The sequence below is a fragment of the Metabacillus idriensis genome, assembly GCF_009674765.1.
Lineage (GTDB): Bacteria > Bacillota > Bacilli > Bacillales > Bacillaceae > Bacillus_P > Bacillus_P idriensis.
In genome coordinates, this window is the sequence record NZ_WKKF01000002.1 from 152,182 (window position 1) to 164,867 (window position 12,686).

Below are 12,686 nucleotides of genomic sequence, written 5' to 3' on the forward strand. Positions count from 1 at the left end.
AAGTAGAAAAAAATTAATAAACGTCAGGACAATTTGATCGAGTCGGCGAAAAGAAACAGTGTGCTTTGAACCTTCCCGTATTAGGCTGGTTATACCAGGTGCCCGGACAATCTCCGTAAGGTCTGAAAAACCAAAGGGTCGGCCCGGTACAGCCGGGCAAGCAGCTCCACTTTCTTTGATGTATAGGGAATCACTCCCATGTCATCACCTGCCTTATGAAAAAAACATCTGGTTGTATAAGGTGACTAGATGTAGAAAATTCAATCTCACTCATTTATAGGTATGTATGGAAAGGCTGTGTTATGCCATAAAAAAAGCCCTTGCCGACTTTGGCAAGAGCTTCAATAATCTTTCATTAAATATGAAAATATCCGTACAATTTATCGGCAGGAAGAATGTTTCCTACAAAGAATGTGCCAAATTCGCCGTAGCGTGCACTGACCTCGTCAAAACGCATTTCATAAACAAGTTTTTTGAACTGAAGCACGTCATCAGAGAATAGCGTGACACCCCATTCAAAATCATCAAAACCGACAGAGCCTGTAATGATCTGCTTTACTTTTCCTGCGTATTGGCGGCCGATCATGCCGTGGCTGCGCATCAGGCTTTTGCGCTCATCCATTGGGAGCATATACCAGTTATCTTCGCCATTGCGGCGTTTATCCATCGGATAGAAGCAGACATGCTTTGCTTCTGGAAGAGATGGATAGAGACGGGCAAGCACTTGAGGGTTTTGGTATGGGTCTTCACCTGCAGGCAAGTAGTTGCTGAGCTCCACAACAGATACATAGGAATATGTAGGAAGAGTATAATCAGCAAGCTTTGATTTATTAAACTCTGTTTCAATAACATTTAACTCTTCCATAGTAGGGCGCAGAATCATCAGCATAAAGTCAGCTTTTTGTCCGACAATCGAATATAGTGCCTGGCTGCCTTGCTTTTGATCTTCAGCAATTCCCCATTTTTCAAGCAAACCCTGAAACTCATAAATTGCTGCTTGACGCTCGTCACTGCTTACCGTTTTCCAAAGCGCCCAGTTCATTGCGCGGAAGTCATGTAAACAATACCAGCCATCTAACGTTTGTGCAGCTTCACTCATATAAGTTCACTCCGTTTCATCATTCTTAAATACCTTTTAACTATACCATAGTTTGTCCTTTTCATAATGGAAACAGCCTTCATTGTCCATATTAAAAAGATAGTACATGTGTTTAGATGTTAGTTAATTTAGAAAATAAAGAATTTAAGGTGTAAGCGCTCTATCAGTCCGCGGCTGTTTGAATTTGCCTGTAAGTGGAGTATTCTTAAACATAGAGCAATGGTTTTTAACTAATTAGGAGGTTTTTTAATGTCTGATTTATTTACTCTTTTAAAAGAAAAAGTAACTGGAAAAGAGCTTAAAATCGTTTTTCCTGAAGGAACGGATGAGCGCATTCTGACTGCTGCAAACCGTTTGGCAGGAGAAGGAATCCTTAAGCCTATTCTTGTCGGCAGCAATGACGATATTACGAAAAAAGCAAATGAACTGAACCTTACATTAGATGGCGTAGAAATTTATGATCCAAAAACATTTGAAGGCATGAAAGAGCTTGTTCAATCTTTCGTAGAACGACGAAAAGGCAAAGCGACAGAAGAACAGGCACAAAAAATTCTGCTTGATGAAAACTACTTCGGAACGATGCTTGTATACACGGGACAAGCTCACGGATTAGTAAGCGGTGCAGCTCATTCAACAGCAGACACTGTGCGCCCGGCGCTTCAAATCATCAAAACAAAAGAAGGCATCAAGAAAACATCTGGCGTCTTCATCATGGTACGCGGCGATGAGAAATATGTATTTGCAGACTGTGCAATCAATATTTCACCAGACAGCCAGGATCTTGCTGAAATTGCAATCGAAAGTGCAAAAACAGCTGATATGTTTGATATCGAACCAAGAGTTGCTATGCTTAGCTTTTCAACAAAAGGCTCTGCAAAATCACCTGAAACAGAACGCGTAGCAGAAGCGGTAAAAATCGCAAAAGAAATGGAGCCTAACCTTGTTTTAGATGGTGAGTTCCAATTTGACGCTGCATTTGTACCGTCTGTTGCAAAATCAAAAGCACCGGATTCAGTCATCAAAGGCGATGCGAACGTATTTGTTTTCCCAAGTCTTGAAGCAGGAAACATCGGATATAAAATTGCACAGCGCTTAGGCAACTTTGAAGCAGTCGGACCGATTCTTCAAGGCTTGAATGCACCTGTGAACGATCTTTCACGCGGATGTAATGCTGAGGATGTTTATAAGTTAGCATTGATTACTGCAGGACAAGCGGTTTAATAGTAAGAATGGGGGAGACAGCCGGTTTTGGCTGTCTCTTTTTCTGTCTCTATATTTCCATTCGTTCATGCTATAATAAACTTGTTTATAAACTCGAGGGAGTCCATCAACATGTCATTTGAAACCTTATTAAAACAAGATGAATGGAAGATTGTCGATCAGTCCAGCCTCGGACCTCATTTCGATGCGAGACAGTCCTTTGCGATGGATGATACGCTGTGTGCAGCGGTCGGGAACGGCACTTCTCCTGCAACGGCCCGGACATGGGTTCATCACAAAACAATTGTGCTTGGCATACAAGATACGAAACTTCCATATTTACAGGAAGGTATCTCTTATTTAAAAGAACAGGGGTATCGCGTAATCGTCCGGAATTCAGGCGGCCTCGCTGTTGTTCTAGATGAAGGGATTCTAAATATATCACTGATTTTTCCTGAAACTGAAAAAGGAATTGATATTAATCGCGGCTATGATACGATGTGGGATCTGATTAAGCGGATTCTTGCGGGCTATGGTGCTGAGATAGAAGCACGAGAAATTACAGGGTCTTATTGCCCCGGCAGCTATGACTTAAGCATAGGCGGAAAAAAATTCGCCGGGATTTCACAGCGGAGACTTCGCGGCGGAATCGCTGTTCAAATTTATCTCTGTGCTGACGGCAGCGGAGCTGAGAGGGCGGAGCTTATACGCAGATTTTATGAGCTTGCGAAAAAAGATGAGCCGACGAAGCTTGCATATCCTGAAATCGTTCCAGAAACAATGGCATCCTTGAGCGAATTGCTTGATGACGAAATCAACGTTCAAACGCTCATGCTTTCATTTTTGCAGACCTTAAAGGATCTGAGCGGCAGAATGTACGCAGCTTCGCTGTCAGTCGATGAGCAGGTGCTGTTCGAAAAAAATCTGCTTCGCATGTACGACCGAAATGAAAAAGTGTTTGGGGCATTTCAATGAATGATTGAGCTATAGTACAGTCCTCATAAGAAAGCAGGCAGGGAGACATTCGTTTTCTCTGCCTGCTTCTTTTTGGATTATTAATAGATACATCATTCGAAAAACCGTAATTTGTGTACTAATCCCCTATCTAAAGAAGTTATTTTAAGAAAAGCTTTTTTCGTAAACTTTTTTGCTTTTAAATAAAATATTTATACCCTAAGTGGATTGTGGCGGATAAACTTGACTCCTGCGGGAAAATAGAGGGAAATGGGAGACCCCGCAGGCAGAGCCGAGGAGGCTCCCAGCCGGACCGCGGAAAGCAAGTTCCTGCAGCGGAAAGGAACGGACAACATTCATAATCGAAAACAGTCTTAAGTAAAAAGGATGTCCGCGTTTGGGACATCCTCTTTCTTATTCAGCTAACTTTTCCAAATTTCCATTCCGGTCCATTTTAAACTTCGTAGCCGGACGCTCTTCTTCCTCAAATAAAACTAGTTTTCTTGCACGGTTCATAATCTTCATTAATGTTTCATAATCTTCTTGAACCATAACAGTATCCTGTTCAAGCTGAGAAACCTTTACGGCCAGATCCTGATTGCGTCTTGAAAGCTCATAGTTTTCGCGTTTCAATCTCTCATTCTCAAGTTTTAGGGCATTGACATGTTCATTGTTCGAAGAATAAGATTCTAAAAATGCAATAACCTGGTTCATTGTGAGATCAGCAGATGCGGCAGGTGTTCTGCGCGCAGTATATGGGATTTCATAGGTCTCTTCTTGGTAGACTTCCTCTTTGTAGACAGGGTGAGTGACTGCAGGCAATTCTTCGTTATCAGTCTCAAAAGCTTCAACTTCAGTCATTACCGGTGCTGCTTCTGATTCCGGCGGTGAATACAGCAATTGCTTTTTGGCAGGCTGTCCCTTGCCGGTAGCTCTCATTTTTTGCTTGCGCTGTTTTTTTGCCAGCTGAAGCGCTTTTTCATAGTTATGTCTGACAACTGCGTTCCAGCGGAAACCGCAGGCTGCTGATGTACGATTGAGTTTGTCTCCAACTTCTTCAAATGCGTTTAGCTGTGTGCTTCCTTCTCGAACGTGGCGGAGCACGGTTTCAGCTAATAATAAATCATCTTCTTCTGACCAGGCATCTTGTCTTTGCTTCATGGTTTCAACTCCCTTTTTAGTTATAAAATTCCTGAGCTTGGATGGCAAGTGGAATCGCCGGCTCCTCGAGGAGAATCAGGATGAGCAAGGCGATTGCTTTTCTTAGATAGATAGTTGTGTATTTTCCTGTTATCATTTTGACCAGAAACACTGGGCTTTATACAAAAATATTAGAAGGATACTAGATTTTCCTTCCATTTTTTTCTTTTGGCTATAATAGAAGTTATTTCCCCCGGCTTGCAATGAAGATCGATTAACGGTAAAATACCAAATAGTGTTTGAACGTGATTTAACAGAAGGAAAGGGTTGTAAATAAGGTGGCAAATGAATTCAGAATATGCGACGATTGCCAGGCAACCAACATTAAGACGTTGCTCCCCCGCCTGAAAAAGGTAGATCCCGAAGCGAAAATTGATATCGGGTGTCAATCATACTGCGGTCCGGGAAGAAAAAAATCGTTTGCATTTGTAAATAATCGTCCGCTCTCAGCACCAAATGAGGACGAATTGATCGTGAAGATTGAAACAAAAATCAGTAAATAATATCACCATTGGCTCATTATGCAGTGGTGATTTTTTTATCCAGCTAACTTCAGAAAAAAAGTGGTTGTTTGCGTCGAAATAGAATCGATATAATGGAAACAAGTCAAGATGGAAGAGGGAAAGCGATGGCCTATCGGAGCGGGAAGTTATCTGAGGAAAAAGTGTTTAAAGATCCTGTTCACAGATACATTCATGTACGGGACAAGCTGATCTGGGATTTAATCGGAACGAAAGAATTTCAAAGGCTCCGCAGAATCCGTCAATTAGGGACGACCTATTTAGTTTTCCACGGAGCAGAGCACAGCCGTTTTAATCATTCTTTAGGAGTCTATGAAATTGTACGGAGAATTGTAGATGATGTGTTTAAAGGGCGTCCTGAATGGAATGAGGATGACCGTCTGCTTTCGCTTTGTGCGGCACTTCTGCATGATCTGGGACACGGTCCGTTCTCGCATTCTTTTGAAAAAGTGTTTCATTTGGATCATGAAAAGTTCACGCGTGACATTCTTGTGGGAGACACCGAAGTAAACGAAGTGCTCCGCCGCATGGGCGATGATTTTCCGAAGAAGGTATCGGAGGTCATTGAGAAAACATATGAAAATAAACAAGTTGTAGGTCTTATTTCAAGCCAGATTGATGCCGACCGCATGGACTACCTGCAGCGGGATGCCTATTTTACAGGTGTCAGTTATGGCCATTTTGATATGGAGCGGATTCTGAGAGTGATGAGGCCCCGCGAGGATCAGGTCGTGATTAAGCAAAGCGGCATGCATGCCGTCGAGGATTACATAATGAGCCGCTACCAGATGTATTGGCAGGTGTATTTCCACCCGGTGACCCGCAGTGCAGAGGTCATATTGACGAAAATCCTTCACCGGGCGAAACAGCTGCATAAAAACTACTACAAATTTAAACAGGATCCCATTCACTTTTACTCCATTTTTGAAGATGAAGTGACAACTCATGATTATCTGAAATTGGATGAGTCCGTTGTTCTGTACTATTTTCAGCAGTGGCAGGAAGAGGAAGATCCTATATTGAGAGATCTTTGTTCAAGATTCATGAACCGGAATCTGTTTCAATATGCTGAGTTTAATCCGGCAGCCACAATTGAGATGAAAAAGCTGATGGAGCTTACGGCCCTCTTTAAAAAAGCAGGCATCGATCCTGACTATTACTTAGTTGTTGATTCATCTTCAGATCTTCCTTATGACTTCTATCGTCCGGGAGAGGAAGAGGAGCGGCTGCCAATTCACTTGCAGCTGCCGAATGGAGACCTGCGCGAGCTTTCCCGCCAGTCTGAAATAGTAGACGCGATTTCCGGAAAACGCAGAACAGACCATAAGCTGTATTTTCCATTAGATCTCATTCAAGATATGTCAGCAAAACGAACGGCCAAGAAACGAATTTTGGAATTGTTAAACTTATAAAAAGAGAGAGATAGTGTGAAAATACAAGGTTAGGAGTGTTGGGGTTTGCTTAACGAACACGCAAAGCTGATGAAGGTGTTTTCTTCTTCAGGAGAAATTACCGGACGGAAAAAGCTGCAGAAGATGATCTATATCGCCAAAAAGATCAATCTTCCTTTTTATGAAAAGTACGACTTTCACTTTTATGGCCCATATTCGGAGGAGCTTACTCTCAGAATTGAAGAGCTTTGCAATTTAGGCTTTTTAAATGAAATGCATGAGAAAAAAGGCGGTTACTTTCAATACCGCTACTCCCTGACAGAAACAGGCGAGGAATTTTTAACTCATTACGATCTCGAGATGCCCCCGCTTAAAGAGTGCATGGAAGATTTGAACAGTCAATCAGCAAGATTCCTTGAGCTGGTATCTACGGTTCTATTCTTCGACACTCTTGAAAAAGAAGAGGTGATGGAGAAGGTATTTACCCTGAAGAGCAAGCAGAAATACACTGAAGAAGAAATTGAACAGGCTTATGCGTACATAGAGTCAATTCGTAAGAAGGTTGTTCAATAAGAAGATTCCGCGGTCTAATTGGCTGCGGGATTTTTTTATGCGGGCATTGAGTTTCAATTGTCAAACCTGGCTTATAGCAGAGATAGCTAGAAAAGCAGGGATTTCTAAATAACATGACGTTCTCATGAGGAAATTCAGATGGATAACCTATGATTCCTCCCATTTCGTTTTTGCGGAGGAAAATGGAATCAAACGTATGCTATGGTTCCACTATTTTCGTTTTTGCTTAGCATAGTGGAAACAAAAGTAAGTAATGATTCCACCATTATGGTTTATAGGGAGGAAAATGGAATCAAACGTATGCAATGATTCCACTATTTTCGTTTTTGCTCATCAAAGTGGAAACAAAAGTATGTAATGATTCCACCATTATGGTTTTTGCGGAGGAAAATGGAATCAAACGTATGCTATGATTCCACTATATTCGTTTTTGCGGAGAAAAGTGGAAACCACACCTTCTAAATCTTGATGGATTTGATAAGTTCGTGCATATCTATGATCAAGGCGAAGTCATGTTTGGAGGAAAAGAAATCGTGCTCGGACGAAAAGAAGGGCTGATGCTGCCTGTTCAGCTTGAGGTTGAGGTTGGGAAAATTGTATTCTCAACTGCTGAAATCAATGGACGTTCAGAGAAAGCGATCGAGTTCAAGCTGACTCAGCCGGAGGACATCATCTTTTTTGAAACAGACCGTGAAATCCTGTCCAGTGATGAGTACGAGGTTACATGCAGCGGGAATCAGAAGACTGTGATATCTAAGAAACACAGCAGAGTGGACGATCAATTGAGAGTTCTGTTTGCTTGAGAAAAGCCTGCATAGCGCGGGCTTTTTCATTGTGCAAAGTGTCTCTTGCTAGAAAAAAGGCATCATAGTATTTAAACATAGTGGATTTCCCATGACAAAGACAAAGACCGGCCCACAAGCGGCCGGTCTTCCTCATATGTACTCAGTCTTCGTCGCTCAAACGCTTGCCGTTCACCGCATAATGATTCTTGCTCATTTCCTCAATGAAAATCGCAATTTTTTCTGGTTGAGCACCTGTTGTTTCAGATACAGCAGCCGTTACTTTTTCGACTAGAGCCTTTTTTTGTTCTTCTGTGCGGCCTTCGAGCATTTTTACTGTTACGTATGGCATGTTGATCTCTCCTTTTTCTATCGTAGATGGATTCTTCTATAGTATACTTGATGGAGAATAGAATGTTTAGCGAAGCCGCTTGTAAAGGAGAATGATTGGTGGAGTTTTTGGCGTTTGAATTAGAGCTTATTCCGTATGTGGTGATTGTTTTGGCAATTGCGTTTACAGTTCATGAATTTGCACATGCATATGTAGCATATAAATTTGGAGATCCGACTGCAAAGAATCAGGGAAGACTGACGCTGTCGCCGCTTGCCCATCTTGATCCGATCGGAACACTGCTGATCTTCATTGCCGGCTTTGGCTGGGCGAAGCCGGTGCCTGTGAACCGGTTTTATTTTAAAAATCCGCGCCTTGCGGGAGTCCTCGTTTCAGTGGCAGGACCGCTCAGCAATCTGGTCATCGCTTTTATTGGGCTTGCTGTTTGGTATATACTTTTAAGTACAGGTGCGTTATCTTCCTTATCCTCTGGGACGGCGGAGAGCCTGCAGCAGTTTTTCAACATCTTAATCTTTTTGAATATTACGCTGTTCATTTTTAATCTTTTTCCGTTTCCGCCTCTTGATGGATACCGGATCATTGAAGATCTTGCGCCTTCGGGCATCCGGGCAAAAATGACGCAGTTTGAAAGCTACGGAATGGTTGTTTTTTTAATTTTAGTGCTGACACCGTTGGATAAATACACGATACAGCCTGCTTTCTCATATGGGACTGATATCGTGATGACTGTTTTTGAATCGATACTTAACCCGTTTTTCTAGGAGGTCATTTCTTTGGAACAAGATAAAAAGAAAAAAAAGATTGGTTTTAACATTATTAAAAGTGATCCGACGGATGGTCACGGCGGCTACGGAGTCGGCGCACTCAGTCTTGATAACATTTCACCGGTTTTCGTAGATGTAACCGAAGGGGAAGCATTTGTAGATATCGGTGCGATGCACGCAAGAAGTGTGGTTGAAAAAGGCATCAAATTTCTGCCGAACAAAGAAGATGTGCCTAACGGAAAGCCGTTCTGGCTCGTATGGGTGACTATCGACCGCAAGCCTGAGGGGCCATATTATGCAGGAGTTACTGCTTGTGAAATGACAGTCGACCGTTCCATCAGAAGAGGCTACAAATCTCTTCCTGAGCATGTGAACAAAATGGATAAATCTTTAAAGCGCCACATTATGGTTGAGCATATGGATGATGCTTCAAAGGGCATTTTGATGAACTTTCTGAAAAATCATAATGCGGATATGTGGAAAAATTCCACTCAGGACCTAAAAGCAGGACTCGGAGAAGCGTGACAATTCTGTGACGTTTATGTGAACAAATTGTCAAATTCTTGAGCTTTAAAACGCTTATTAGTAAACTGAAAATAGCTTATAAAGCTAGGACACGAAAAACCCCGGACCGTATGAGGTCCGGGGTTTTTCATATGGTTTGTTGTGTGCTGCTGAATAATCGTACGCTAATAAATGGTGCCTTTTCTTAAACAAAGGCTAATCCCACCATCTCAATACCTTCTTATACCAAGTTTCATCCTGATTTTCAGCATCTTTTGCAGGCTCTCTCTGTTCTCCGTGCTCCAAATGCTCAGTACAGTACTCTGTCGGTTCAGTTCCCCTTACAAAATAAGCAAACCGCTTAACCGGGCAATCGTCTGAAGCAAGCTTGCCTGATTTAGGATTGATATAAACCCCTATAACGCCTTTAGGAGGATTAAATGCTTTAACGGATTGATCTTCTAATGCTTCTTCCATAAAATCGGCCCAAATTTGTTTGGCATAGCCTCTTTCAACGACAAGGTCAATCGTTTTGTCTTTATCATAGCCTGTCCAGATGCCTGCCACCAGCTGCGGAGAAAAGCCGATCATCCAGCTGTCCGCTTTAGTCGTTCCCGATTTCCCTGCATACTCGCGCGACAGTTTCGGGATAATGGTGTGGCCGGTTACGGACGTATAATCATTCAGCTGTTCATCAAACATGCCGGTCATTAAATGCGAGGTAACGAACGCTGCCTCTTTATTTAACACTTGCTCATGCTCATTTTTATTCTGATAAATCACGTTTCCCTCTGCATCTTCAACTTTTTTTATAAACGAAGGTTCAAGCTTCTTCCCGCCATTTGCAAGCATTCCGTAGCCGTTCACCATTTCAGTCAATCGGACAGGTGAAGTGCCAAGTGCTAGTGATGGTACATGTGATAATTTGCTTGTTACCCCAAAGCTTTTAGATGCCTGAATCAGCTCATCCATACCGAGAAAAAGATGAGTCTTAACGGCATAAATATTATCCGAGAGCGCAATCGCCTGAGCTAATGTTATATCGTCGTTTGCATAATACCCATTGTAATTGCTTGGTTTATAGCTTGATTTGCCATCCTCAAACGTAAAAGTATAAGGTTCACTCCTTAAAAGGGTAGAAGGGGTGAAGCCTTTATTTACGGCGGCATAATACAGAAACGGCTTCATCGTTGAACCAGGCTGCCTTTTAGCCTGTGTTGCCCGATTAAACGTGCTTTCTGCATAATCACGCCCGCCTACAAGAGCCTTTACGCTTCCTGTTTTAGGGTCCATTGCCATGAACCCGACCTGGATGTCAGATGCTTCATCAATGACATCTGCAATCTTTTTTTCAGCTATTTTCTGCATATCGGGATCTAACGTAGTGAAAATTCTTAATCCGCGTGTTTCTATCGTTGTCTGATCAAGATTCAGTTTTTTGGACAGCTCATTCATAACCGCATCCTGAAAATAAGGAGCAATATCTGCTGTTTTCACATCTTTCACAGAACGGTAGCTGAGAGTTTCAGTGTATGCCTGATCAGCTTCTGCCTGGCTGATTATTTTTTGATTGACCATCGTTTTTAAGATAAGGTCCTGCCGGCTTTTTGCACGCTCTTCATTTTCAAGCGGCGAATAAAGGCTTGGCGCTTTTGGAATACCTGCAAGCATGGCGGCTTCACCCATGGATAATTCACTGGCTGATTTGTCAAAATAATAATTGGCGGCAGCCTCAATGCCATAAGCGCCATGACCGTAATAAATCGTATTTAAATAGCCTTCTAGAATTTCTTCCTTACTGTAGTTCAGCTCAAGCCGAATGGTGTAGAAAGCTTCTGTCAGTTTGCGTTTCCATGTTTTATCATGGCCCAAAAACAGGTTTCTGGCGTATTGCTGGCTGATTGTGCTCGCTCCCTGAACCTTGGCCATTGCTTTTATATCAGCAAGAGCAGCTCCTGCAATCCGTTTATAGTCAAAGCCGTTATGGTCATAAAAATGACGGTCTTCTATCGCAACAGCGGCCTGGGTTAAGGAAGGAGAAATTTCATCTAAATCAACCCAATACCTTTTTCCGCCGTGATGGGTCTTGCCCATCTCAGATCCATCATTAGCGTACATAATAGAAGATTGCTGAACCGTCAGCGAAGGAGCTCCCTGCCATTTCGCCGTGAGCAGAATGGCTGCAAGGACGATTGAAGCCAGGAAAAATAAAATAAGTCCAATAAAAATAGCGGCCCGAACAGCTTTTATTGTGATTTTCAGCCTTCTGGGTGTGATGATTTCCAATTTCTCCACCTCGTTTCCTCATCTGTTCTTTTTCTTTTTAATCATTATGAGAATATTTAAGGTTTTTTAAACCTTTTCTATTAAAATTCTTCTTGCAATTTTGCTAGATTCATCTATACTTTTTCCTGAGGTTTTGAACTCGAATTTTGGCGAATTGTATTTATTGATTAGGGTATAATCGTAACTAGGGCTTTAAGAAAAATTGATATAGAAAGGAAGTTTTAAAATGGGAGGACATTGGTTTACAGAAAAACAAACCGAGAATTTCGGCATCACGATCAAAATTAACCGCACTTTACATACAGAGCAAACAGAATTTCAAAAATTAGATATGGTAGAAACAGAGGAGTTCGGCAATATGCTTCTTTTAGACGGCATGGTCATGACTTCACAAAGAGACGAATTTGTTTACCATGAAATGGTTGCTCACGTTCCTTTATTTACACATCCAAACCCTGAAAACGTATTGGTAGTCGGAGGCGGAGACGGCGGCGTAATCCGTGAGATCATGAAGCATCCAAGCGTTAAAAAAGCAACGCTTGTTGATATTGACGGCAAAGTCATCGAGTACTCTAAAAAGTACTTGCCTGAAATTGCAGGAGAGCTGGAGAACGAGCGCGTTGAAGTAAAAGTAGGCGACGGGTTTATGCACATCGCAGAGAGCAACAATGAATATGACGTAATCATGGTTGATTCTACAGAGCCTGTGGGCCCAGCTGTGAACCTTTTCTCTAAAGGCTTCTACGCAGGTATCTCAAAAGCGCTTAAAGAAGACGGCATTTTTGTTGCACAATCGGATAACCCTTGGTTCACACCTGATCTTATCCGCAACGTACAGCGCGATGTAAGAGAGATCTTCCCAATTACGCGTCTATACACTGCAAACATCCCAACATATCCAAGCGGTCTTTGGACATTTACAATCGGATCAAAAAAATATGATCCACTAGAAGTAAGCGAAGAGCGTTTCCATGAAATTGAAACAAAATACTATACAAAAGAGCTTCATAAAGCAGCGTTTGCCCTGCCTAAATTTGTAGCAGACTTAATTAAATAATTA

13 protein-coding genes and 1 pseudogene are annotated in these 12,686 nt (G+C 42.1%); 9 read left to right on the forward strand and 5 right to left on the reverse strand.

The genetic code is table 11. The features are described from left to right. Nucleotides 1-13: 13 nt before the first annotated feature. Together GJU41_RS09075 and hemQ are read right to left on the reverse strand one after the other, a co-directional pair. Nucleotides 14-136, reverse strand: a pseudogene (locus GJU41_RS09075) (cell wall hydrolase); the annotation flags it as partial. A 219-nt stretch (nucleotides 137-355) separates the two neighbouring features. Further along, nucleotides 356-1,099, reverse strand: coding sequence for a hydrogen peroxide-dependent heme synthase (hemQ, locus tag GJU41_RS09080; protein ID WP_070878802.1), 744 nt, complete (start codon nucleotides 1,097-1,099; stop codon nucleotides 356-358). Nucleotides 1,100-1,348: 249 nt separating this feature from the next. On the opposite strand from hemQ, the gene pta reads away from it, so the two are divergent. Then, complete coding sequence (gene pta, locus GJU41_RS09085) at nucleotides 1,349-2,320, forward strand: phosphate acetyltransferase (protein ID WP_070878801.1); 972 nt, start codon at nucleotides 1,349-1,351, stop codon at nucleotides 2,318-2,320. Nucleotides 2,321-2,431: 111 nt separating this feature from the next. After that, nucleotides 2,432-3,274, forward strand: a complete 843-nt coding sequence (lipL, locus tag GJU41_RS09090; protein ID WP_154318399.1) for an octanoyl-[GcvH]:protein N-octanoyltransferase — start codon at nucleotides 2,432-2,434, stop codon at nucleotides 3,272-3,274. A gap of 393 nt (nucleotides 3,275-3,667) precedes the next feature. Here lipL and GJU41_RS09095 read toward each other — a convergent pair whose 3' ends face one another. Beyond that, the gene (locus tag GJU41_RS09095) at nucleotides 3,668-4,414 is read right to left on the reverse strand and encodes an RsfA family transcriptional regulator (RefSeq protein WP_154318400.1); all 747 of its coding nucleotides are present in this window, start codon (nucleotides 4,412-4,414) and stop codon (nucleotides 3,668-3,670) included. Between the two features lie 317 nt (nucleotides 4,415-4,731). Between GJU41_RS09095 and GJU41_RS09100 the strand changes: the two genes are divergently transcribed. The 4 genes from GJU41_RS09100 (at nucleotide 4,732) to GJU41_RS09115 (ending at nucleotide 7,741) form a co-directional block, all read left to right on the forward strand. After that, a complete protein-coding gene (locus GJU41_RS09100) occupies nucleotides 4,732-4,956 on the forward strand; it encodes a YuzB family protein (RefSeq protein ID WP_070878799.1) in 225 nt (74 codons plus the stop codon). 125 nt (nucleotides 4,957-5,081) lie between these two features. Then, a complete protein-coding gene (locus GJU41_RS09105; RefSeq protein WP_154318850.1) occupies nucleotides 5,082-6,386 on the forward strand; it encodes an HD domain-containing protein in 1,305 nt (434 codons plus the stop codon). Between the two features lie 45 nt (nucleotides 6,387-6,431). Continuing rightward, nucleotides 6,432-6,938, forward strand: coding sequence for a YwgA family protein (locus GJU41_RS09110; protein ID WP_070878797.1), 507 nt, complete (start codon nucleotides 6,432-6,434; stop codon nucleotides 6,936-6,938). Between the two features lie 485 nt (nucleotides 6,939-7,423). Continuing rightward, nucleotides 7,424-7,741, forward strand: a complete 318-nt coding sequence (locus tag GJU41_RS09115) for a hypothetical protein (RefSeq protein WP_139149163.1) — start codon at nucleotides 7,424-7,426, stop codon at nucleotides 7,739-7,741. Nucleotides 7,742-7,883: 142 nt separating this feature from the next. On the opposite strand, the gene GJU41_RS09120 is transcribed toward GJU41_RS09115, so the two are convergent. Continuing rightward, a complete protein-coding gene (locus GJU41_RS09120) occupies nucleotides 7,884-8,072 on the reverse strand; it encodes a 2-hydroxymuconate tautomerase (protein ID WP_154318401.1) in 189 nt (62 codons plus the stop codon). A 95-nt stretch (nucleotides 8,073-8,167) separates the two neighbouring features. Between GJU41_RS09120 and GJU41_RS09125 the strand changes: the two genes are divergently transcribed. Continuing rightward, complete coding sequence (locus GJU41_RS09125) at nucleotides 8,168-8,833, forward strand: site-2 protease family protein (RefSeq protein ID WP_070878794.1); 666 nt, start codon at nucleotides 8,168-8,170, stop codon at nucleotides 8,831-8,833. Between the two features lie 12 nt (nucleotides 8,834-8,845). Beyond that, a complete protein-coding gene (locus GJU41_RS09130) occupies nucleotides 8,846-9,361 on the forward strand; it encodes a YwhD family protein (protein WP_070878793.1) in 516 nt (171 codons plus the stop codon). Between the two features lie 195 nt (nucleotides 9,362-9,556). Here GJU41_RS09130 and GJU41_RS09135 read toward each other — a convergent pair whose 3' ends face one another. Next, a complete protein-coding gene (locus GJU41_RS09135) occupies nucleotides 9,557-11,626 on the reverse strand; it encodes a transglycosylase domain-containing protein (protein WP_070878792.1) in 2,070 nt (689 codons plus the stop codon). Nucleotides 11,627-11,852: 226 nt separating this feature from the next. Between GJU41_RS09135 and speE the strand changes: the two genes are divergently transcribed. Beyond that, nucleotides 11,853-12,683 (forward strand): spermidine synthase, encoded by an 831-nt coding sequence (gene speE / locus GJU41_RS09140; RefSeq protein WP_154318402.1) that lies wholly within the window; start codon nucleotides 11,853-11,855, stop codon nucleotides 12,681-12,683. The last annotated feature ends 3 nt before the right edge of the window (nucleotides 12,684-12,686 follow it).

Excerpts from the sequence above, each read along its gene's own strand:
- hemQ (WP_070878802.1), bottom strand. The coding sequence starts at position 1,099 with ATGAGTGAAGCTGCACAAACGTTAGATGGCTGGTATTGTTTACATGAC.
- pta (WP_070878801.1), top strand. The coding sequence starts at position 1,349 with ATGTCTGATTTATTTACTCTTTTAAAAGAAAAAGTAACTGGAAAAGAG.
- lipL (WP_154318399.1), top strand. The coding sequence starts at position 2,432 with ATGTCATTTGAAACCTTATTAAAACAAGATGAATGGAAGATTGTCGAT.
- GJU41_RS09095 (WP_154318400.1), bottom strand. The coding sequence starts at position 4,414 with ATGAAGCAAAGACAAGATGCCTGGTCAGAAGAAGATGATTTATTATTA.
- GJU41_RS09105 (WP_154318850.1), top strand. The coding sequence starts at position 5,082 with ATGGCCTATCGGAGCGGGAAGTTATCTGAGGAAAAAGTGTTTAAAGAT.
- GJU41_RS09120 (WP_154318401.1), bottom strand. The coding sequence starts at position 8,072 with ATGCCATACGTAACAGTAAAAATGCTCGAAGGCCGCACAGAAGAACAA.
- speE (WP_154318402.1), top strand. The coding sequence starts at position 11,853 with ATGGGAGGACATTGGTTTACAGAAAAACAAACCGAGAATTTCGGCATC.